The 21,914-nt window shown below is 68.5% G+C and carries 15 protein-coding genes; 5 read left to right on the top strand and 10 right to left on the bottom strand.

What is annotated here, in order from left to right:
- Positions 1-40 precede the first annotated feature (40 nt).
- From iolD to UCD39_RS26610, 4 genes are all read right to left on the bottom strand, one after another.
- A complete protein-coding gene (gene iolD / locus UCD39_RS26625; protein ID WP_330498638.1) occupies positions 41-1,894 on the bottom strand; it encodes a 3D-(3,5/4)-trihydroxycyclohexane-1,2-dione acylhydrolase (decyclizing) in 1,854 nt (617 codons plus the stop codon).
- Positions 1,891-3,216 (bottom strand): PfkB family carbohydrate kinase, encoded by a 1,326-nt coding sequence (locus UCD39_RS26620; RefSeq protein WP_330498637.1) that lies wholly within the window; start codon positions 3,214-3,216, stop codon positions 1,891-1,893. Before UCD39_RS26620 ends, iolD begins: the two co-directional genes overlap by 4 nt.
- Complete coding sequence (locus UCD39_RS26615) at positions 3,195-3,845, bottom strand: PfkB family carbohydrate kinase (protein ID WP_330498636.1); 651 nt, start codon at positions 3,843-3,845, stop codon at positions 3,195-3,197. The genes UCD39_RS26620 and UCD39_RS26615 overlap by 22 nt, the downstream gene beginning before the upstream one ends.
- Before the next feature lie 99 nt (positions 3,846-3,944).
- Positions 3,945-4,832, bottom strand: a complete 888-nt coding sequence (locus UCD39_RS26610) for a MurR/RpiR family transcriptional regulator (protein WP_330498635.1) — start codon at positions 4,830-4,832, stop codon at positions 3,945-3,947.
- 189 nt (positions 4,833-5,021) lie between these two features.
- Between UCD39_RS26610 and iolG the strand changes: the two genes are divergently transcribed.
- From iolG to UCD39_RS26595, 3 genes are read left to right on the top strand one after another with little or no spacing between them, the layout of a single operon-like run.
- The gene (gene iolG, locus UCD39_RS26605; RefSeq protein ID WP_330498634.1) at positions 5,022-6,017 is read left to right on the top strand and encodes an inositol 2-dehydrogenase; all 996 of its coding nucleotides are present in this window, start codon (positions 5,022-5,024) and stop codon (positions 6,015-6,017) included.
- Positions 6,014-7,396, top strand: a complete 1,383-nt coding sequence (locus UCD39_RS26600; protein ID WP_330498633.1) for an APC family permease — start codon at positions 6,014-6,016, stop codon at positions 7,394-7,396. The genes iolG and UCD39_RS26600 overlap by 4 nt, the downstream gene beginning before the upstream one ends.
- On the top strand, positions 7,393-9,684 hold the full coding sequence (locus UCD39_RS26595) for a PfkB family carbohydrate kinase (protein ID WP_330498632.1): 2,292 nt from the start codon (positions 7,393-7,395) through the stop codon (positions 9,682-9,684). Before UCD39_RS26600 ends, UCD39_RS26595 begins: the two co-directional genes overlap by 4 nt.
- A gap of 85 nt (positions 9,685-9,769) precedes the next feature.
- On the opposite strand, the gene UCD39_RS26590 is transcribed toward UCD39_RS26595, so the two are convergent.
- The 6 genes from UCD39_RS26590 to UCD39_RS26565 form a co-directional block, all read right to left on the bottom strand.
- Positions 9,770-10,351 (bottom strand): recombinase family protein, encoded by a 582-nt coding sequence (locus tag UCD39_RS26590; RefSeq protein ID WP_330498631.1) that lies wholly within the window; start codon positions 10,349-10,351, stop codon positions 9,770-9,772.
- On the bottom strand, positions 10,345-10,737 hold the full coding sequence (locus UCD39_RS26585; protein ID WP_330498630.1) for a type II toxin-antitoxin system VapC family toxin: 393 nt from the start codon (positions 10,735-10,737) through the stop codon (positions 10,345-10,347). Before UCD39_RS26585 ends, UCD39_RS26590 begins: the two co-directional genes overlap by 7 nt.
- A gap of 3 nt (positions 10,738-10,740) precedes the next feature.
- A complete protein-coding gene (locus UCD39_RS26580; RefSeq protein WP_330498629.1) occupies positions 10,741-11,004 on the bottom strand; it encodes a type II toxin-antitoxin system VapB family antitoxin in 264 nt (87 codons plus the stop codon).
- Between the two features lie 190 nt (positions 11,005-11,194).
- The gene (gene galA, locus UCD39_RS26575; protein WP_330498628.1) at positions 11,195-14,122 is read right to left on the bottom strand and encodes a beta-galactosidase GalA; all 2,928 of its coding nucleotides are present in this window, start codon (positions 14,120-14,122) and stop codon (positions 11,195-11,197) included.
- Between the two features lie 88 nt (positions 14,123-14,210).
- The gene (locus UCD39_RS26570) at positions 14,211-15,527 is read right to left on the bottom strand and encodes an MFS transporter (protein WP_330498627.1); all 1,317 of its coding nucleotides are present in this window, start codon (positions 15,525-15,527) and stop codon (positions 14,211-14,213) included.
- Positions 15,528-15,616: 89 nt separating this feature from the next.
- Positions 15,617-16,768 carry an ROK family transcriptional regulator gene (locus UCD39_RS26565; protein ID WP_330498626.1) on the bottom strand — a complete coding sequence of 384 codons (1,152 nt, stop codon included), beginning with the start codon at positions 16,766-16,768 and terminating at the stop codon, positions 15,617-15,619.
- Positions 16,769-16,940: 172 nt separating this feature from the next.
- Between UCD39_RS26565 and UCD39_RS26560 the strand changes: the two genes are divergently transcribed.
- Both UCD39_RS26560 and UCD39_RS26555 read left to right on the top strand, forming a co-directional pair.
- Positions 16,941-19,754, top strand: a complete 2,814-nt coding sequence (locus UCD39_RS26560) for a TonB-dependent receptor (RefSeq protein WP_330498625.1) — start codon at positions 16,941-16,943, stop codon at positions 19,752-19,754.
- 66 nt (positions 19,755-19,820) lie between these two features.
- On the top strand, positions 19,821-21,890 hold the full coding sequence (locus tag UCD39_RS26555; protein WP_330498624.1) for a phosphocholine-specific phospholipase C: 2,070 nt from the start codon (positions 19,821-19,823) through the stop codon (positions 21,888-21,890).
- The last annotated feature ends 24 nt before the right edge of the window (positions 21,891-21,914 follow it).

Raw genomic sequence — 21,914 nt, 5'->3', positions numbered from 1 at the left:
CGGATGGACCCGGGGCGGATGGACATGGGGGCTGCTCTCCCTAGCGTTGGTCTTTTGTTTTCTCGTCATAGGCGGCGCGGGCCGCACGCACGGACGGCCGCTCGGACACTTCCGGCACGGCCACATCCCACCAGGCGCCCCCTGCCGGGGTGGACACGGCCGGGTCGGTGTCGATGACGATGACGTGCACACCCCCACCCGTCCGCGCCTGGGCCAGGACCGCCTCCAGCCCCGCGATGTCCGCCACCTTGGTGGCCTGCGCGCCCAGGCTGGCCGCGTGGGCGGCGAAGTCGATGGCCGGCAGGGCCGTGTGGCGGGTGTCGGCCAGCAGGTTGTTGAAGGGCGCGCCACCGGTGGCGCGTTGCAGCCGGTTGATGCAGCCGAAGCCCCGGTTGTCCAGCACGGTGATGGTCAGCGACAGGCCCAGCATGACCGCCGTCGCGATCTCGGAATTCATCATGAGATAGCTGCCGTCACCCACCAGGACATGGACCTCGCGCTCCGGCTCCGCCAGCTTGACACCGAGGCCGCCGGCGATCTCATACCCCATGCAGGAATAGCCGTATTCCACATGGTAACCGCCGGGCCGCCGCACCCGCCAGAGCTTGTGCAGTTCCCCGGGCAGGCCGCCGGCGGCGCAAACCACGACAGCGTCGGGCGCCGCCTGGCGCCAGACCGCGCCCAGCACCTGGGCATCGGTGGGCAGGGCCGCGCCCCCGTCTTTCGGGGCCGCCGTGGCCGCCTGCCAAGCCTCATCCCAGGCCAAGGCCGGCGCCGCCAGGGACCGCGCCCAATCGGCCGGCACCCGCCACCCGGCCAGCAGCGGCGCCAGCCCGGCCAGCACGGCGGCGGCGTCACCCACCACGCCCACGGCCCCCTGCTTGGCCGCGTCATGGGCCGACACATTGACCTGGACCAAGGTGCGCTCCGTTCCCTGGAACAGGGCGCGGGACCCGGTGGTGAAATCCTGGAGGCGGGTGCCGATGCCGATGACCAGATCCGCCTGGGCCGCCGCCGCGTTGGCCACCCCGGTGCCGGTCACGCCGATGGCGCCCAGGTTGCATGGATGGTCCCAGGTCAGCGCGCCCTTGCCGGCCTGCGTCTCCGCCACCGGGATGCCGGTGGCCGCCGCCAGGTCCGCCAGCAGGGTTTCGGCCCCGGCATACAGCACGCCGCCGCCGGCGATGATCAGCGGCCGGCGCGCGGCACGGATGCGCACCACCAGGTCGGCCAGGTCATAGGGGTCGGCCGGCGCGCGGCGGATGCGCCATAGGCGGGGGGCGAAGAAATCCTCGGGATAGTCCCAGGCCTCCGCCTGCACATCCTGGCAGAAGGCCAGGGTGACAGGGCCGCAGGCCGCCGGGTCGGTCAGGATGGCCATGGCCTTGGGCAGCGCGTCCAGGATCTGTTCCGGCCGCGTCAGCCGGTCGAAATAGCGCGACACCGGCCGGAAGCAATCATTGGCCGACACGGTGCCGTCGCCAAAGTCCTCGATCTGCTGCAGCACCGGGTCCGGCCGGCGGCTGGCATAGACGTCGCCGGGCAGGAACAGCACCGGCAGGCGATTGACATGCGCCAACGCCGCCGCCGTCACCATGTTGGTGGCGCCAGGACCGATGGAGGTGGTGCAGACCATGGCCCGCCGGCGCCGCGCCTGCTTGGCGTAGGCGATGGCGGCATGGGCCATGCCCTGCTCATTATGGGCGCGGTAGGTGGGCAGCACATCCTGGCTGGCCTGCAGCGCCTCCCCCAACCCGGCCACGTTGCCATGGCCGAAGATGGCCCAGCAGCCGGCGAAGTATGGCACCGGCCCGCCGTGCCCATCCACCTGCTGCGCCACCAGATAGCGGACGGTCGCCTGGGCGGCCGTCAGGCGCCGCCGTGCGCCGGTCACGCCGCCCGCCCGCCCATGGCGGCGGCGCGGGCCTGCCGCCAGGCATCGACCAGGGTCTTCAGCTTGCCCGCCATCATGGCCACCACCTCATCCTCATCCAGCCGGTTGGCAAGCCAGCCGCGCGCGGCATCATAGAAGATGGTGCGCCCGACGGCGAAGCCCTTCACGATGCCGAACGGGGCGGCGGCCTGGAAGGAGGCCAGCAGCTCCTCCTCCGGCGCGGACAGGCCCAGCAGGACCACGCCGCGGCAATAGGGGTCGTTCTCCAGCACCGCCGCCTCGATGTTGCGCCAGGCGTTGGGGTCCGCCACCGGCTCCAACTTCCACCAATCGGGCTTCACCCCGATGGCGTAGAAGCGCCGGATGGCCCGCGCCACCGTCGTGGCGTCGACCGGCAATCCCGCCGGGACGATCACTTCGGCCAGCATCTCATGCCGCGTCTTGCGGCAGGCGTCGAACAGGCGCAGCAACTGCCGCTCCTGCCGCTCCCGCAAATCCTCCGGATCATCCGGGTGGTAGAAGACCAGGCATTTGACGACATGGGACAAGGGCCATTCCGTCAGTTCGGTGGCCACGTCGGCGGAGCTTTCGAACACCACCGGGCGGGACTTCGGCTCCTCGATGGGGCGGCCGATCCAATAAGGGGCGTCGGCGGCGCTGGCCAGCGCATCGAAGCCGTACCGGCCGTCCAGCAGCAGGCCGAAGCGGTCATCGCCGCCGGCCACCCGCTCCACCGCCCTCAGGGCCAGGGCCTTGAACTGGGGAATGCGGGCGGGATCGGCATCCAGCTCCCGCGCCAGATCCTCGAACTGGCTGCGGTGGTCCACAGCCAGGACGGTCAGTTCGTCATATCGGTGCCGACGGGTGGTGGCCCAATGGATGTGTTCCAGCTCAGCGCTATCCCGCAGGCGGCGGGGTAGGCTGGGCTGGGCCAGGAACCATTCCAGTTCCGGCCAGGTGGGCATGGCCGGGGCGCAGCCATGGCGGGAAACAACGATGGCACCGCAGGCGTTGCCCCAGGCGCAGCACCGTTCCAAGGGTTCATCCCGCAGCCAGCCGCGCAGGAAGCCCGCCATGAAGGCATCGCCCGCACCCAGGACGTTGAATACCTCGACCGGATAGCCGGGGACCACCAGCCCGTCGGTCACCGCGCCCGGGATGGCCCCGGGGAAGGCCACACAGCCATCCGCCCCGCGCTTGCAGACGATGACGGCGTTGGTCAGGCCGCGGATGGCGGTCAGGGCCGACACCGTATCGGTCACGCCGCCCAGGATGTGGATCTCCTCCTCCGTGCCGACGATCAGGTCGCACAGGGGCAGCACCTCGCGCAGGCGGTTGGTGACCCCGGCGTGGGCAACGAAGCGGTCCTCCCCCGATCAAGGCCGGCCAAGCCCCACAGCACCGGCCGGTAGTCGATGTCGAACACCACCCGGCCGCCGGTCCCCTTCACCAGTCGGGCCGCCGCCACGCTGGCGGTAAAGGCGCCCGGCTGCGACAGGTGGGTGCCATTGATCAGGACGGCGCCAGTGCGGCCCAGCCAGTCGGCATCAAGATCCGCGACGTCCAGCGCCATGTCGGCGCAGTTCTCCCGATAGAAGATCAGGGGGAAATTGTCCCGGTCGCGGATGCCTAGGACCACCAGGGCGGTCAGTCGCGCCGGATCGGACACCACGCCGGTGACGTCCACACCCTCGCGTTCCAGTTCCTCCCGGATGAAGCGCCCCATATGGTCCGCCCCCACCCGGGTGACCAGCCCGGTGCGCAGGCCCAGGCGCGCGCCACCGGCCGCCGTGTTGGTGGGACTGCCGCCCAGGTATTTGGCGAAGGAGGCCATGTCCTCCAGCCGGCCGCCCACCTGCTGGCCGTAAAGGTCGACGCTGGACCGGCCGATGGCGATCAGATCCAGCGACTTGGGAAGGGTTTGGACGGGGGATTGCGCAGAAGACGCCATGCCGGTTCCAGCCTTGGGGGTGCCCGGATCAGCACCCGATAGAATGGAACGTATATTCCACGTTCTATGTTTTTGTAAATAAAATATCGGAAATGGATTTCATGACCGCCGCCGCCGGGTGCGCGGGGCGGTGCGGGCACCGGCCCGTTCCCGTTCGAACGCCAGGCTGATGACCAGGGTTTGCGCCAGGCACAAGGACGCGGCCAGCGAGCGGAAGCCGCGCACCTCGGACTCGCGCACCTGCAGGACGTGCGCCGCCATCTTGGCCATGGGGCTGACCAGACTGTCGGTGATGGTCAGGACCTTGGCCCCCGCCGACACGGCCCCTTCCACTGCGTGGACGGTCTCCTCGGCATAGGGGTGATAGCTGACGGCGATCAGCAGGTCGGACTCGCCGATGGCGCCGATCTGCTGGCGGGTCAATCCGCCCACGCCGTCGACGAAGACGGTGCGTTTGCCCACCTGTTGGAACGAATATGCCAAGTACGAGGCCACTGGGAACGCGCGGCGGAAGCCCATGATGTACAGGGTCTGGGCCTGATCGATCAGCTTCACGGCGCGGGCCAGTTCGGCCTTGGTCATGGTCTGGCGCAGGTTTTCCAGCGCCAGCGTGTCACGGTCCACGAACTCGGCCAGCAATTCCCCGTCGTCGCCAGCGCCGGCCTGGGTGTCCAAGGCGGCGTTGAACTGGCGTACCCGCTCGCCATAGCCCAGGGCGGTGTGGTTGGCCAGCAGGCCATCCCGCAGCAGGCGCTGCATGGGCATGGCGCCGGAATAGCCCAGCGCCTTGGCGAAACGGACGATGGCGGACGGCTGGACGCCCGAGCGTTCGGCCACCACCGCCAAGGTTTCCAACGCCAGATCGTCCGGATGGTCCAGGACGAAACGCGCGATCTGCTGCAGCCGCTTGCTGAAGGTGTCGTAGCGTTCCAATATGGCCGCGCGCAGCTCTTCCGCCGTGCGCGGCGCGGTGGCACTCTCCGTCATCGTCCCTCCAGAATTCGACATGACCCTAAGAATAAACGGTCACCGGGCGAAGGCAACGCCACCCGGCGTTATGGATATTCCATCATACCCCATGGTATGATATTTTCATTCCATAATATGATCGTGACCGCCCGCCGGACGGCGACCCTCCGGACACGCCGGGCGGCCAGGCCTTGACAGGGAGCCTGCATGTTCGACATCGCCATCCTGGGCGCCGGCCGCATCGGCCGTATTCATGCCCGCAACGTCGCGGCCCATCCGGCTCTGCGCCTGAAGTACGTCACCGACCCCAACACCGCCGCGGCCGACGCCGTGGCCGCCGAAACCGGCGCCAAGGTGACCGACCTGGACACGGCCCTGTCCGATGGCGCCGTGAAGGGCGTGATCATCGCCAGTTCCACCGACCTTCACCTGGACCAGGCGGCCCGCGCCATCGCCGCCGGCGCCGTGGTGCTGTGCGAGAAGCCGCTGGACATGGACTTGGCCCGCGCCCAGGCCGCCGCCCCCACCCTGGGCGGCGACGCCCCCCTACTGCTGGGGTTCAACCGCCGCTTCGACCCCCATTTCGCCACTCTGAAGGCGCGACTCGACGCCGGTGCCGTTGGCCCCTTGGAAACCCTGCAGATCACCAGCCACGATCCGGCGCCGCCGCCGGTCAGCTACATCAAGGTGTCGGGCGGCCTGTTCAAGGACATGGCCATCCATGATTTCGACATGGCGCGCTGGCTGCTGGCCGAGCCGGTGGTGGAGGTCTATGCCGCCGCCAGCTGCCTGGTCGATCCTGCCATCGGCGCGGCGGGCGACGTCGACACCGCCAAGATCATCCTGCGCACCGCCTCGGGCAAGCTGTGCGTCATCAGCAACAGCCGCCGTTCCGGCTATGGCTATGACCAGCGCATTGAGGCGTTTGGATCGCGCGGCCTGCTGCGCGCCGACAATATCCTGGAAAGCAGCGTCACCACCTGGGGTGGGGCTGGCGGCAACCCCGGTATGGCCAGCGACGCCTTCCAGAACTTTTTCCTGGACCGGTACGCGGAAGCCTACCGGCGCGAGGTCGCCCACTTCGCCGACATCCTGGCCGGGACGGCCAAGCCCGGCGTGGGCTATGCCGATGGCGTGGCCGCCCTGGCCTTGGCCGAGGCCGCGGCCCGGTCGGCCGCCACCGGCCAGGCGGTCCGTCTATGACCCCGGCCACCGAGCCTCCCACTCCCACCGCGTTGAAGCCGGTTCGCGGCATCGGCCTGGGCGGCGGCCTGGCCGCCAACATCCTGAACATGGTGGGCATCGGCCCCTTTATCACCATCCCCCTGGCCATTTCCGCCATGGGCGGCCCGCAGGCCATGCTGGGCTGGCTGGTGGGGGCCGTGTTGTGCGCCTATGACGGCCTGGTGTGGGCGGAACTGGGGTCGGCCTTCCCGCGGTCGGGCGGCCCGTATCACTATCTGCTGCACGCCTTCGGCCCCGCTCGCCTGGGCCGGCTGTTCAGCTTCCTCTACTTGTGGCAATCACTGCTGATCGGCCCGCTGTCCATCGCCTCCGGCACGGTGGGCCTGGCGCAGTACGCCAGCTTCCTGGCCCCGGACATGAAGCCGTGGCACATGATGGTGGTGGCGGCGGCCGTCTGCCTGCTGAACACCGCCCTGTTGTACCGCGACATCCGGTCCATCCAGCGCCTGTCCATCGGCATCACCGTGGTGGTGGTGGCCGCCTGCGTCTGGATCGTCCTCAGCGGCGCCTGGCACTTCGACGCCAAGCTGGCCTTCGACTTTCCCGAGGGCGCGTTCAAGCCTACGGGCGCCTTCTGGATGGGCATGGGGTCGGCCACCCTGATCGCCGTCTACGATTACGGCGGATACAACAACGTCTGCATGATCGGCGAGGAAATCAAGAACCCCAGCCGCACCATTCCCCGCGCCGTGCTGCTTTCCATCGCCATCGTCGCGTTGCTGTACCTGGGCCTCAACCTGTCCATCCTGGGCACCCTGCCCTGGCAGACGGCGCAAAAGTCCGACGCGGTGGTGGCGGAGTTCATGCAGGTGATCTACGGCCGCTGGGGCGGCGTCCTGGTGTCCATCCTGATCCTGATCGCCAGTTGGGGCTCGGCCCTGGTCGTGCTGCTGGGCTTTTCCCGCGTGCCCTACACGGCGGCCGTGGATGGGCGGTTCTTCAAGCCCTTCGCCACCCTGCATCCCAAGGGCCGGTTCCCCACCGTGTCACTGCTGTTCATGGGCGGCGCCTCGGCCGTGGCCTGTTTCTTCTCCCTGGCCGACCTGATCGCGGTGCTGATCGTCATCCAGACGCTGTTCCAATTCACCGCCCAATGCGTGGCGGTGGTGATGCTGCGCCGCCAGGGGCCGGCACAGCCGGGACAGTTCCGCATGCCGCTCTACCCCTTGCCCGTCATCGTCACCATCGCCGGGTGGATGTACATCGTCGCCACCAGCCAGCCCCGACACATCGCCATCGGCGTGGCCATGCTGGCGCTGGGTGTCGCCGTCTATTTGGCCCAATCCTGGCGGGAAGGGGCCTGGCCTTTCCGCCTGCCGGCCTGGCGGGCGCCATGACCACGCCCAAGACCCATGACGTGGCCGTGGTCGGCGAACTGTATATCGACCATGTGCTGAGCGGCTTCACCACCTGGCCTCAGCCGGGGGAGGAGGTGGTGACCGACGCCTACACCCGCGAGGTGGGCGGGGGTGCGGCCAACACCGCATGCGGCTTGGCCCGGCTGGGCCGCCAGGTGCAACTGGTCGGCATCATCGGCGAGGCGGACGCCCCCTGGTTCAGGCAACGCCTGGCGCCCTACGGCCTGGGCACCGACGGCCTGCGCATCGGCGCCGGCCACACCGGGATCAGCATCAGCGTCTCCACCCGCGAGGACCGCTCCTTCTTCACCCACATCGGCGTCAACAAGGCCTTGCCGGCCCTGCTGGCGGATCCGGCGACGGTGGCCGATCTGGCCCGCGCCCGCCATGTCCACTTCGCTCTGCCGCTGGAGCGCGCGGTGGCGGAGGCCCTGCTGCCGGCCCTGCGGGCGGCGGGTTGCACCACCTCTTTGGACGTGGGGTTCCAGCCGGTTTGGCTGCCGGATCCCGCCAACCATGCCACCTGTCAGGCCGTCGACCATTTCCTGCCGAATGAAAAGGAGGGGGCGTTGTTCTCTGGCAGCGACGGAGCGGTGGACTACCTGACCCTAGCGCAGCGCCTGGCCCTGCCCCACCCCGTCCTCAAGCTGGGACAGCGGGGCGCCGTGGGGCTGGGCGGGGACGATCTCTGCGCCGCACCGCCGCCGCCGGTGGACGTGGTTGACACCACCGGTGCTGGCGACGCCTTTGACGCGGGCTACATCGACGCGCTGCTGGACGGCGCGCCGCTGCTGGAACGCCTGCGCCGCGCCTGTATTTGCGGCGCCCTGTCCACGCGTGTGGCGGGCGCCCTGGGGGCATCCCCGACCGAACGGAACTATGGAGCACCTATGAGCAGACCTACCGATCGTAAGATCGCGATGATCGGCGGCGGCGGCGTGCGCACGCCGCTGGTCATCTTCGGCATCAACGAGGCGGCGGAGGCGCTGGGCGCCCGCGAGATGGTGCTGTACGATCCGGACCAGGAGCGCCTGAAGGTCATCGCCGCCCTGGGCCGCGCCGTCGTCGCCAAGGAGGGCGGCAGCCTGAAGATCCGCGAAACCGCCTCGATCGAGGACGCGGTGGAGGGCGCGGACTTCATCCTGAACAGCGTGCGCGTCGGCGGCATCGCCTCCCGCGCGGCGGATGAACTGGCGGCCATCAAGCACGGCTATCCCGGCCAGGAAACGACGGGACCGGCCGGGGCCGCCATGGCGCTGCGCACCGTGCCCGTGGCGCTGGAGCAGGCGCGGGTGGTGGAACGGCTGGCGCCCAACGGCTGGATCGTCAACTTCACCAACCCGGCCGGCCTGATCACCCAGGCCATCAGCACCCATACCAGCGCGCGGGTGGTGGGCATCTGCGATACGCCCACCGAACTGCTGCACCGCATCACCCTGGCGCTGGGCGCCCGGCATGACGAGGTCGTGTGCGACTATGTCGGCCTGAACCATCTGGGCTGGGTCCGCCGCATCCGTCTGCGCGGCGAGGACGTGACCGACAGGGTGCTGGATGACGACAGCATCCTGTCACAGCTCTACACCGCCCCGCTGTTCGACTTCGCCATGATCCGCACCCTGCGGCTGATCCCGACGGAATACCTGTTCTTCTACTACAGCCGCCGCCGCGCGCTGGAGAACCAGAAGCGCCAGGGCAGCAGCCGGGGCACGGAGGTGGAGCAGCTGAACCACGAGCTGTTCGCCACCCTGAAGGACCGGCTGGGCGCCGATGACGGCGACGGCGCGGTCGCCGCCTACGCCGCCTATCTCAACCGCCGCTCCGGTTCCTACATGAAGCTGGAGGCGTCGGCCGGATCCGCCTTCGACAAGGACGCGCCGTTCGATGAGGACCCCTTCCGCGTGGCCAGCGGTTATCACCGCATCGCGCTGGACGTCATGACGGCGCTGTGCGGCGACAAGCCGGCGCGCATCATCGTCAACACCCGCAACGACGGCGCCGTCCCCAACCTGCCGGACGGGGACATCGTGGAGACGCCGTGCCAGATCAGCCGCGACGCCATCATCCCCGAACCGCTGGAGCCCCTGCCGGACGAGGTCCACGGCTTGGTGCAGTCGGTGAAGTCCTATGAGCGCGCGGCCATCCGGTCGGCCATGAACACCGACCGGCTGACCGCGCGCATGGCCTTCCTGATCCACCCGGCCATCGGCGAGTGGGAGCCGTCGGACCCGCTGCTGCATGAGTTGCTGGACCGCTGCATCCATTGCTGATCCGCGTCCGTCCCCGGCCCCCGCGTTTCCCATCGGAACCGGGGGCCGGGCGGTGGCCCGGGCCGTCACACCCCGGAGTGGTCCGCTATGCCCCGCCCGCTGTCAACGCGGTCTGGTATTCCGCGACGATGCGCGACACCGTCGGGGGGCTGACGTCATAGAGCCTGGCCATCTCGGCCCCAGTTTTCCTGCCGGATAGCACGCTCTCAGCGATCTCACGGCGCTTGGTGGCATCCAGTTTCCTACGCCGGCCGCCGATGCGTCCTTCCGCCCGGGCCGTGGCCAGGCCGGCGCTGGTGCGCTCCTGGATCATGGCGCGCTCGAACTCCGCGAAGGAGCCGATCATGTGCATCAGCATCCGGCCAGCGGGGCTGGTCGTCTCGATTGCCTCGGTCAAGCTGCGGAAGCCCGCTTCGGCCCGGGTGATCCGGTCGATCAGGTGCAAAAGGTCCTTCAGTGATCGGGACAGGCGGTCGAGTTTCCACACCACCACTACATCGCCAGCACGCAGCTGGTCGATGAGTCGGTGAAGCTCGGGCCGGTCCCAACGGCCGCTGGACATCGTCTCGGTGAAGATCCGGCGGCAGCCTGCTTCCTCGAGCGCCCGCAGTTGGAGGGCGTTGCTCTGGTCGTCGTTCTTGGAAACCCGGACGTAGCCGATCAGCATGCCGGCACCACATCCGTCGCGGGAAAATCCTCGCCCTTGAACAGCAAGGGCTCGCCGGTATCCATCGCCAAGGCGTAGGAGAACGCATCGCCATAGTTCAGGCCTGCTGGGTGGCCAGTTCCCTTGCCAAACCGGTCCAGGGCTTCCAGGGCGATCCGGGCCTGCCTTTCACTGACAGGCTCGATCCGGATCGCGTAGTCCAGGATCAACTGGTTCAGCGCCCGCCGACAGGCGCCGGTGGGGTCGCGACGCGTGATCAGGCCGGTTTCGATGAAGGTGGCGGCGGAGAGCCGACAGACGCTCGCGGCGGCCATCTTGGCGACGAAGGTCCGCGCTTCGGTCTCGGCATTCAGGATGGCGATAATCGCCGAGGTGTCGATGACCATGACTCAGCGGGGCAGGCCGTTTTCGTCATACAGGATTGCCGCCGGGTCCTCGCCGGCGCCCGACAGACGCGGCAGACCGGCGACCATCGCCATCGTCTGTTCGACCTTGGCCCGTTGCGCCGGCGTCAGCGCGTCACCGGCCATCCGTTCGGCCCGGGCCAACTCGGCCCGCACAGCGGCGCCCACCGCCTGCTCCACCGATACCCCGCGCAGCTTGGCCAGCCGGACGGCAAAACGCTCCGTGTCCGCATCCACCGCGAGGTTCATGGCCCCCTCCTTAATGACACAACGAACGTTTTTGAAAGGCCGCCGCGCAGCATAGATCCGCTTGAGGAACAATCTTTCAAAATCCTATTGCAGAAGGGCGTTGGAAGGCAATTGGTTCCTGCGTGTCCCATCCCCAGCCGTTCTTTGTGAATGTGCTTTATCGGCCAACAAAATCCCAACTCGACGTCATTCAGGCCTGGCGCACGACGACGTTGCGGTCGAAGCCGAACCCGGCGCCGGCCGGGGTCTGGAACAGGACATCCAGGCGCCGCTGCCCCGCGCCGGGGGCCAGCGCGACCTCCACCTTCCCCGGCGCGGGGGTGGTCTTGCGGCCCAGCAGGCGGTCGCCCTCGTAAATGTCGCAGACGCCGACCAAGCTAAGAAACACCACGCGCCCACCCTGGCGCCCGACCTTGGCATGAGGGGTGAAGCGGACAGAGCATAGGGTATAGCCGTCCGTCGCCTGGGGATCGTGGGCCCACCGCGTGCCGAAGTCGTCCCAGGCCGTGGGATCCACCTGCCGGTACGCCAGCGCCGCCTCCTGGGTCGCGGCCAGCGGTGCGGCATACCAGGTGTCCAGGATCAGGTCGGACCCCGTTGCCGCTTGCCGGGCCGGCGGCGGGGCGGCCTCGACGGGAACACGGGCGTGAGCAGGCTTCAGGCCAGCCGCCGTGGCGGTGAGCGTCAGGGCGGGCGCCCCGGCCCGCGCCTGCACGATGACCTGCGCCAGGCCATTGAACAGGGCACGGCGGTTCCCCTTCTCCGGCCCAGTATCGTTTGGATCACCATTGCCCAGGCCGATGATGTCGCCGCCCTCGACCGCGACGGTGACCGGATCCTGGGCCACGGGCACCGGCCGCCCCTGGGCGTCCACTGCCTCCACCGTGATGGGCATGGCGTCCAGGCCGTCGCCCCACATCCGGTCACGGTCCGGCGTCAGCCTCAGGGCCACGGCGGGGCCCGTGGTCTCCACCTGGGTGCGGGCCGCCACCGCGCCCCCGGTATAACCCACCGCCTCCAGCCGGCCTGGGGCGTAAGGGACCATCCAGTGGTTCATTTCATAGGGATCGACCGTCTGGCGGCCCAGGGACCGGCCGTTCAGGAACAACTCCACCTCCGCCATGTTGGCGCAGGCCATGACCTTGATGGGCTGGCCTTCGCGCCCCGGCCAGGTCCAGTGCGGCACCAGTGCCAGGACGGGCCGGTCCGTCACCCATTGGGCCTGGTGGATGGAGAAGGCGGCCTTGGCGAAACCGCACAGATCCATGATGCCGTAAAAGGAGGAGTTGGATGGCCAGCCCCAGGGCGACGGCTCGCCATGATAGTCGAAGCCCGTCCAGACGAAGCCGCCGGCGATGAAATCGCGCGTGGCGATTTCCTTCCAAGCGGCACGGTGGGTGTTCCAGCCCTTCGCCGGGTCGTCATAGGCGGCGATGGTGCGGCTGTCCTTGTCCGTCTCATAGGCACCCCGGGTGCTGAAGGCGCTGGTGTCTTCCGAGGAAATCAGCGTCCTGTCGGGATGGGCGGCGTGGAAGGCGTCGTACTTGTCCTGCTGGTAATTGAAGCCGACCACGTCCACCGCCTGGGACACGTTGACGGGGGTGAACAGGCCGCCGTTCATGGCCGCCGTCACCGGGCGGGTGCTATCCAGCGCCTTCACCGCGTGGGCCATGCGCCGCACCATCTCATAGCCGGCGGCGGAGCCCTGCATGGGTTCCTCATTGAACACGGACCACAGGATGACGGACGGGTGGTTGCGGTCACGCCGCACCATCCATTGCAATTGGGTCAGCGTGTCGGGCGACGGGTTGAACTGCCGGTTCTCATCCATCACCAGCAGGCCGTACCGGTCGCACAGATCCAGCACCACGGCGGACGGCGCGTTGTGGGTGCAGCGGATGGCGTTGCAGCCCAGTTCCTTCAGCCGGCGGATGCGATAGTCCCACACCCCATCCGGTATGGCGGTGCCCACGCCCGCATGGTCCTGGTGCACGCACACGCCCTTGATCTTCAGCGGCCGGCCGTTGAGGAAGAAGCCCTTGTCCTTGTCAAACCGGGTGGTGCGAAAGCCGCAGGTGGTGGTGACCGCGTCCACGCACCGGTCCCCCGCCATCAACCGTGTCTGGACGCGATAAAGGCTGGGTGCCTCCACACTCCATAGCTGGGGATTGGCAACGGCCAGGTCCAGCCGGACCACCCCCTGCTCCAGGGCGGGGACGGACACCGGCGCCTGGCCGCTGGCCACCACCCGGCCCTCCGCATCCTCCAGCGTGCCGACCACGGTCATGCCGGCGGCGGACTTGCCGGCGTTGTAGGCGGTGACCTCCACCGGCAGTATCCACCCATCGCCCGCCGGCAGGGGGTGGGCGTAGACGCCGTCGGTCACGATGTGGACCGGGTCGCGCTTCACGATGCGGACGGGGCGATAGAGGCCGCCGCCCTCATACCACCACCCTTCCATGGCGTGGGCGTCCACCCGGATAGCCAGGGTGTTCAGGTCGTCGCCAAAGGTGGCGAAGGGCGTCAGGTCGATGGTGATGCCGTTGTAGCCGCTCCAGTTCCGTTCAACCACCGTGCCGTTGAACCAGATCGTGGCGTGGGTGGCGATGCCGTCGATCTGCAGTTCGATATGACGGCCCTGGTCGGCCGGATCGAAGCGCAGGGCGGTGCGGTACCAGGCGATGCCCCGCCGGCGGTAGCCCTGGGCCCGGTTGGCATCCGGCTGGATGGGCTGGAAGCTGACGAAATCATGAGGCACCTGGACAGCGGCCCAGTCGGAATCATCGAACTCGGGGGCCGCCGCCCCCCAGGCCTTGCCCGCCTTGGCGTTGTCGTAGGACTCGTCCTGGCCCAAGATTTCGGGGAAGGGGATGTCGCCCTCGAAAAAGCGCCAGCCCCGATCCAGCAGCAGCACCTGGCGCGCGGAGGCCGGGGGCGTGGCCCCTTCGAGATGCGGCAACGCCGATAGGCCACCGGCCGACGCCCCCGGGATGGGACCAGAGGCCACCATGGTCGCGACCGCGGCGGCGCCCGCCTTCAGCATCTGACGCCGACTGACATCCCGCCCCGCCAAGGCCCCCTCCCCCACCGTTCCGCAAACGGCATTCAGCGCCGCCATGACGGAATGCTAATGGCGGATAGCCGAGCCCGCAACGCTAATTCTATATTTCATTATATTGGAATTTCCATTCCGCCGACCGGCGGAATCAGGACAGCCGCAGGCGGGGCGTCAGCATGAGGCAGAGGAGCGCGCCGAGGGACGGCATGACCGCCATCGGCACGATCAGGCCCAGGGCGGAAACGACGGCCTGACGGTCCCCCGCCCGCCACACCAGGATCTCACTGACCACCAGGATGGCGATGGCGCATCCGACCTTGATGCACAAGGTCAACAGCCCGAACACCTGCGTAGGCGCCAAGTGCCGACCGGACAGGGCAGGCGATGCAGCACAGGCCCCGGCGGCGGCCCAGAGCAGCATGCTCAACCCCCCGAGGCCCGCCCCCAGCAGAAGGGCGGCGGCGGCCGTCAGGACCAGGCTGTGCGCGCCGAACAGCAGGAAGGTCAGGGCCCCGGTGATGAGCATGGCACCGGAGGCGCGGAAGGCCGACGACGGCGTGGTGCGCTCCACCACCGTGGTCCAAAGCGGCTGGCCCGCCAGGCCGCCCAGGGCAACGCAGGCCATGACCGTTCCCCGCGCCAGGGAGGAGGTCAGGACCGTGGCGGCGAAGTAGGGCTCCAGCCGGGTGAACACCGACGCGCAGGCCGCCAGCCCGCATTCGGCGGCCAAAACGCTGATCAAGCCCATGGGCAGACGTACCGGCAATGACGGAAGCCGCATCGTCCCCCCTGGCGGCCGCGGCGTTTCCGCGCCTGCTGTCCCACCCCGCGCCGCGCGCCAGAACCAGCCGGCACTCACCATGCCGAGGCTCCACAATACCAAGGCGAAGACGGTGAAGGCCCGCGCCTTGTCCGCGGCGCCGCCGGCCAGCAGCACCGGCGCGGTCACCGCGATGGACAGGGTGGCCAAGCCGGCGCCGACGAAGCGCAAGGCGGACACGTTGGTGCGTACCCTGTCGCTGGCGATCATGCCCAGGACGGCGTTCTGCGGCACGTCGTACAGCGCGTAGGCCAGACGGAACACCAGCCCGGTCACCAGGGCGTAGACCAGGCGCCATGCCTCCGGCACCAGGCCCGTGGCCAGGAACAGCAGCAGGGCCGCCCCCGCCAGGATGCTGCCCGCGAAGTGCAGGCGGGCGGCGGCGGATATGGTTCCCGCCAGCCGGCGCAGCAGGTGTCCCATCACCATGTCGGTGGCGCCGTTGATCACCAGCGACAACGCAAGGACCACGCCCATGGCGCGCGGCGGCAGGCCGCATGCCTCGGTCAGGAAGTAGGCGAACAGCAGTTCGCTGCTGTACCAGACCAGGCTTTTGCCGTAATGGCCGACGCCATAGGCCCGCCACAGGGGCGTCCGCCATAGCGCCGCCCATCCCCCGCTCCAGGCTATCGCCCCGCCGGCCATCGGCCCTGCCCCCAGCATCGTTCCGCCGGCACACTATCCCCGCCAGGTTACAGCGGTGTGTCGGGCGTTTCCCACGGCCCGGGGACAGCTCACACAAAAAAGGCGTTGCGCAACGGCGTGACGGCGGCCCCCAGGGCCACGGGATCCCCCGGTGCCTCCGCCACGACCACCTTGGGCGATGGCGGCGGCCGGTCCCGGCGATGGTTCTGCTGCGGCACGACGATCTGGTCGACCAGGGCCTGGGCGATGGACGGCGGCAGGCGGCCACCGATGACAACCATGCCGGGATCGATGCTGTAGGCCAGCAAGCCGCACAGCACGCCAAAGGAATGCTTGGCATGGTCCAGCCATTGCGAGACGCCGGGCCAACTGATGTCGATGGTCTGCACCATGTCCTCCACCGTGGCGAAGGTATGGCCATGCTCCTTCAGGCAGGTCTGCAGCAGATCGAGGTTGGTGTAGGTGACGCCCGCCAGGGTCCAGACGCCGCCGAACTCCCCCGCGTTGCCATGCTGACCGCGAAAGGGCTTGCCATCGGCGATGATGCCGCCGCCAAAGCCGTTGGTCAGGTGCAGATAGGCGAAATTCCGGCAGCGGCGCCCAACCCCGAACAGGTTCTCGCCTATGGCGGCCACCGTGCCGTCATTGTCCACCCGCACCGGCAGGCGCAGCGCCTCCTCCAGGATGGGCTCGATCTCCACCAGCGCCCAATCGTCCAGATAGACCGGCGGATTGAACAGCTTGCCCTGCCCGACATAGAAGCCGGAGATGCCCACCCCCATGCCGACCAGGCGCCGGGGATCGATGCCAGCCTCGTCCGTCAGCTCGCGCATGAAAGCGCGCAGCTTTTCCAGCACCACCGGCCGCGCCATGGTGGGCATGGCGGCCCGCCGCTGTCCGCGCACCGTGCCGGCGAAATCCATGAGGGTCATGGACAGGGCGTCGCCCAGCATGGACACGCCCAGGGCGTAGGCGAAATCCGGATTCAAGCTGACATGGACGCTGGGATGACCCGGCCGGTCCGCCTGCCGGGCGGACAAGCGCACCAGGCCATCCTGGTGAAAGCCCTGCAGCAACCGCGTCACCGTGGGCTGCGACAGATCCAGCGAGCGGGTCAGTTCCGCCTGGCTGAGCCCCCCGCTTTTGAACACCAGGTCAAGCAGGCGCCGCCCACCATCACTGACCGGGCGGGCGACGGAGACGACGGGCAAAGCGGGGTCGAGATCGGACAACGTCTGCATGGAAACAGGCAACCGCGGAAGGAGAGGATCGCCTCATAGAGACATAAGCGCGCGCCGTCATCAAGGCGTCATACATTCTGTATACTATGCATGCCGCATACATTGCAGCGCCGAGCGCGGCCATGGGGGCCAGCCCCATGGTTCAAGGGCCGGAACAGGCCAGGGGAAAGAAATGAGGTTGGGGATCATGCTCTGTGATGGTCGGCGCAAGCGCGCCTTGATGGGAACCGCGTTGTCCTGGGGGCTGCTGCAGGCGGTGACGGCCTGGGCGCAGCCGGCGGACACGCCAACGGGGGCGACACCGGCGACCGCGGCGCCGGCCGATGCCACTGATAATGTGGAGGAGATCATCGTCACCGGCGTTCGGCGATCGAACGCCAAGGCGATCGATACCAAGCTGAACACCCCTGGCGTCACCGACGTCATCAGCGCCGACGACGCCCAGGCCCTGCCGGACCGCACCATCGTCGAGGCGCTGCGGCGCGTGCCCGGCCTGTCCGTCCTGCCGGCCACCGACAACGAACACCCGCGCGACGAGGCGGCGACGCCCGTCATCCGCGGCCTGGGCCCCGCTTACAACAACGTGACCATCGACGGCGTGCCCATCGCCAGCCCCGGCACGCCCAACGGCAACCTGGGCTCCATGGGGCGCGGTGTGCGGCTGGACATCCTGCCCACCTCCATGATCAGCGAACTGCAGGTGACCAAGACCTTCACCGCGGACCTGGACCCCAACGCCGTCGGTGGCGCCATCAACCTGAAGACGCGCAGCGCCTTCGACAATGGTGGCCGTCCCTTCTTCACGGCGGAGGGCGCACTGGGCATGGCCAACGATCATGGCCAGCCGCGCAGCCAGGACCCGCTGGGCCGGCGCATCAGCGGCACGGGCAGCATGACCTTCGGGCCCGACCACATGTTCGGCGTGGTGGTGTCGGCCAATTACCAGAAGCTGGACAGCTTCACCGACACCCACATGACGACGGACACTGTCCACTACAACTTCTACAACAGCGCCGGCGTCCTGCAGAAAAACAACAACCTGGGCAATGGCATCGCCGTGCCGCAGCAGGACAAGTACTGGTACGTGGAAGACAGCCGCCAGCGCGTGGGCGCGACCACCAAGCTGGAAGCCCAGCCCACGGACACGCTTTATGGCTTCCTGACGCTGGGCCATTACCGCTTTGTCGACACGATGGAGCGGAACGAGGTCATCCTCGATCCGCGCAACACCGGTACCGTCTACAACCAGACCCCCACCTCCGGCAGCTATCCCGGCGGCGACGTTGAGGTCGGGTTCGAGCATTCCAACATCATCACCACCACCAACCTGGCGCAAGCGGGGCTGGACTGGCGGCCGGCCAACAACCAGGTGCTGTCGGTGCGCGGCGACATTTCGCGGTCCACCTACCGCGAGCCGTTCGACATGGTGAAGTATATGACCGGGTTGAGCTATCCCGCCCCCGGTTCCGCCGGCGCCATCAGCGCCAACGCGGCCAAGCCCGCCTATGGCTTCACCTACGACACCACCCAGTTGAACCAGCAGTTCGCCATGGCGCCCAGCGCCTATTACAACCTGTCGAACTACAGCGGGCTGTACTGGCGCAACGCCAAGCGCTCGGCCGATGACGACATCAAGAACACCCGCGCCGACTATCGTTACAACATGGGGGCCAAGGACCAGGGCCTGGGCTTCGCCGTGGGTGCCAGCTTCACCGACGACCGCCCCGATTACAACGTCTGGCGTAATGATTGGGAGCCGAACAACACCGCCGGCAGCCTGTTGCTGATCAACGCCGCCGGCCCGGCCGGGGCGCCGATGAAATATTCCCAGGGCCTGAACCTGCTGACCATCGACCCGGCCAAGGCCTGGGCCGCGTTCAACGCCAACCCGTCCTGGTTCAACCTGACGGACCAGTCGTCCTTCAACAACCAGGACAACTTCAAGCACACGGAACAGACGGTAGGCGCCTACGCCACTGTCGCCTATGCCCTGGACGACTTCCACGCCCAGGTGGGCCTGCATAACGACAGTACGGACCAGGACACCATCAGCCGGGCCAAGATTTCCGGCGCGTGGACGGATTTGAAAACCAGTTCCAGCTACGACTACCTGCTGCCCTCGGCCCTGGCCAGCTACGACATCACCCGTGACATGGACGTCCGCGTGGGCGCCAGCCAGACCATCGGCCGGCCCAGCTATGACAGCTACGCCGCCCGCACCTCCATCAGCTTCACCAACGCCTCCGACCTGGGCAACCCCAACGCCACCGGCGTGTCCGTCACCATCGGCAATCCCAACATCAAGCCGCGCCTGTCCACCAACGTCGACCTGGCCTTCGACTACAAGCTGCCCAACGAGGGCGGCGGCCTGCTGTCCCTGGCTCTGTTCAACAAGGACATCAAGGACGAGATCTTCACGGCCAGCTCCATCGGCTACACCTACCAGGGTGTGACCTACAGCAACGCCGTGGTCTCCACCCCGCAGAACGCCAGCAACGCCTCCATCCGGGGCGTGGAGTTGAACGCCATCGTCAACTCGCTGGAATGGATCCATCCGTGGCTGCGCGACTTCGGCGTCAGCGGCAACTGGTCGTTCATGCAAGGGGAGCTGTCGGTGGTGCAGTCCAGCGGCGCCACCCGCACCTTGAGCCGCCTGGTGGGCCAACCCAACCAGACGCGCAACGTCCAGGTGTTCTACAGCGACAGCGATTTCGAGGTCCGCCTGGCCTACAACCGCCAGGGCAAGGCCCTGCGCTCCATCGTTCCCGACATCGCCTGGCAGGACCTCTACTGGGCCCCGCGTGAGCAGCTGGACTTGCAGGCCAGCTACAAGGTGCGTGACAGCGTCACCGTGTTCGCCGAGGCCAGCAACCTGACCCATAGCCGCCTGACCAGCCTGGTAGGCCCCAACCAGAACCTGCTGAAGGACAGCTACTCTGTCCCCACGGTGTTCTGGGTGGGTGTGCGGTTCACGCCCGACCTGTGATCGTCCGTCATCCCCGGGGGCACCGTCCCCCGGGGATTCTTTCCCTCATCGACGCGAGATACGCCCGTGCGGCCCACCCGACGCCATCTCCTTTCCGCTGCGGGCGCCGCCGCCCTGCTGGCGCCCATCCACCGCGCCCTGGCCCTGTCCCCGCCGGCTGGCAGCGGCAGCCTGGCGGACATCCGCCATGTCGTCATCCTGATGCAGGAAAACCGGTCTTTCGACCATTACTTCGGCACGCTGCGCGGCGTACGGGGCTTTCACGACCGGGCGACGGCACCCGGCAGCAATGGCGACATCTGGCGCCAGGCGGACGGCAAGGGCGGCCATGTGCGTCCCTTCCCCTTGGATGGGGCCGCGACCGCCGCGCAGAACATCGCCTCCCTGCCCCATTCCTGGGTGGACGGGCACGCCGCCTGGAATGGCGGGCGCAACGACAATTGGGTACCGGCCAAGGGCGCGCTGACCATGGCGCATTACACCCGCGCCGACATCCCCTTCCACTGCGCGCTGGCCGACGCCTTCACCATCTGCGACGCCTTCTTCTGCTCCACCCCCAGCGCCACCAATCCCAACCGCATCCATCTCATGACCGGCACCACCGACCCCTTGGGCTTGGCGGGCGGCCCGGTGCTGAAACAGCCGGCGGAGGGGCCCGATTTCCAGCCGCTGAACGGCCCGGCCTTTTCCTGGACCACCTATCCCGAGCGCTTGGAGAAGGCCGGCATCTCCTGGTGTGTGTACCAGGGGGTGGACGCGGACGGTCCCTTCACCATCGATGTCCAGGACATGATCCGGCCGCGGCACCGTCCAGCGGTGGACGAGGACGACGGTGTCAGCTGCTTCAACGCCCTGCGCTTCTTCACGCAGTTCGCCCATGCCCCGGTGGGGTCACCGCTGCACGCCAAGGCGATGACCCGCCGCCCGCCCAGCGTCTTCGCCGCCGACGCCAAGGCGGGCCGCCTGCCCGCCGTCTCCTGGCTGATGCCGCCGCACAACCATTCGGAACATCCGCGCTACGCCCCGCTGGACGGCGCGGCCTACATCGCCACGGTGCTGGAGGCGCTGACCGCCAATCCGGAGACCTGGCGCCATACCGCCCTGTTCGTGCTGTATGACGAGAACGACGGCTTTTTCGACCATGTGCTGCCGCCTGCCCCGCCGACGGCGCCGGCCGGCGGCCTGTCCAACGTGGACTTGACCGGCGCGGTCAACGCCGGCGACGGACAACCCTTCGGCCTGGGCGCCCGCGTACCCATGATCGTCGTCTCCCCCTGGACCACCGGCGGTGCCGTCTGTTCCGAGGTGTTCGACCACACCTCCGTCCTGCGCTTCCTGGAGGCGCGGTTCGGGGTGGCGGAACCCAACATCAGCCCCTGGCGCCGGGCGGTCTGTGGCGACCTGACCGGCGCCTTCGACTTCGCCCGGCCGGCTCAGCCCCCGGTAACGGCGCTGCCCGACACACGGGGCTATCGTGCCCAGGTGGAGGCGCAGGCCCACAAGCCGGACCCCACCCCCGTGCACCACAATGCGCCCCTGCCCCAGGAACCGGGGCAGCGCCCGGCGCGTCCCACGCCCTATGACTTGGCCGTGGATTTGGAGACGGGGGCGGATGGACGGCCGGCCCTGGCCTTCAGCAACCGGGGCCGGGCGGGGGCCGTCTTCCATGTGTTCGACCGGTTGGCGCCCGGCGTCAATCCGGCGCGCCACACCCTGGCCCCCGGTACCAGCCTCTCAGCCCCCCTGCCCCTGCACGACGCCCGGGGCTGCGACATCCTGGTGCTGGGTCCGAACGGCTTCCTGCGGCACCTGACGGCCAGCCCCGACCTGATCGGCCGGCTGGCCCTGTCGGCGGCGGCCCAGGGCGCGGATCAGACGCTGGTCCTGGCCGTGGAAAACCAGGGTGGCGACGTCCTGCATCTGCGCCTGGACGACGGCGCCTATGGCGCGGCCAGCGTGACGGCGACGGTGGCGGCCAAGGAACGGCGCCCGTTCGCCTGGCACACGGCCGCCAGCGATGGCTGGTACGACGCGACGCTGGCCCTCACGGGGGCGGGGGGAACTGCGCTGGCGCCTGGCCGGCCATATCGAAACCGGTGGCACCAGCCGGTCCGATCCGGCATGGGGGGCCTATAGCTGAAAGAGGGATGCGTCCCGCGC

Source organism: Nitrospirillum karajorum (assembly GCF_036348415.1).
GTDB lineage: Bacteria > Pseudomonadota > Alphaproteobacteria > Azospirillales > Azospirillaceae > Nitrospirillum > Nitrospirillum amazonense_B.
The sequence above is the reverse complement of the archived record's forward strand: the minus strand, read 5'-3'. Positions and strand labels throughout refer to the sequence as shown.

Excerpts from the sequence above, each read along its gene's own strand:
- UCD39_RS26615 (WP_330498636.1), bottom strand. The coding sequence starts at position 3,845 with ATGGCGTCTTCTGCGCAATCCCCCGTCCAAACCCTTCCCAAGTCGCTG.
- UCD39_RS26610 (WP_330498635.1), bottom strand. The coding sequence starts at position 4,832 with ATGACGGAGAGTGCCACCGCGCCGCGCACGGCGGAAGAGCTGCGCGCG.
- iolG (WP_330498634.1), top strand. The coding sequence starts at position 5,022 with ATGTTCGACATCGCCATCCTGGGCGCCGGCCGCATCGGCCGTATTCAT.
- UCD39_RS26600 (WP_330498633.1), top strand. The coding sequence starts at position 6,014 with ATGACCCCGGCCACCGAGCCTCCCACTCCCACCGCGTTGAAGCCGGTT.
- UCD39_RS26595 (WP_330498632.1), top strand. The coding sequence starts at position 7,393 with ATGACCACGCCCAAGACCCATGACGTGGCCGTGGTCGGCGAACTGTAT.
- UCD39_RS26590 (WP_330498631.1), bottom strand. The coding sequence starts at position 10,351 with ATGCTGATCGGCTACGTCCGGGTTTCCAAGAACGACGACCAGAGCAAC.
- UCD39_RS26585 (WP_330498630.1), bottom strand. The coding sequence starts at position 10,737 with ATGGTCATCGACACCTCGGCGATTATCGCCATCCTGAATGCCGAGACC.
- UCD39_RS26580 (WP_330498629.1), bottom strand. The coding sequence starts at position 11,004 with ATGAACCTCGCGGTGGATGCGGACACGGAGCGTTTTGCCGTCCGGCTG.
- galA (WP_330498628.1), bottom strand. The coding sequence starts at position 14,122 with ATGGCGGCGCTGAATGCCGTTTGCGGAACGGTGGGGGAGGGGGCCTTG.
- UCD39_RS26570 (WP_330498627.1), bottom strand. The coding sequence starts at position 15,527 with ATGGCCGGCGGGGCGATAGCCTGGAGCGGGGGATGGGCGGCGCTATGG.
- UCD39_RS26565 (WP_330498626.1), bottom strand. The coding sequence starts at position 16,768 with ATGCAGACGTTGTCCGATCTCGACCCCGCTTTGCCCGTCGTCTCCGTC.
- UCD39_RS26560 (WP_330498625.1), top strand. The coding sequence starts at position 16,941 with ATGAGGTTGGGGATCATGCTCTGTGATGGTCGGCGCAAGCGCGCCTTG.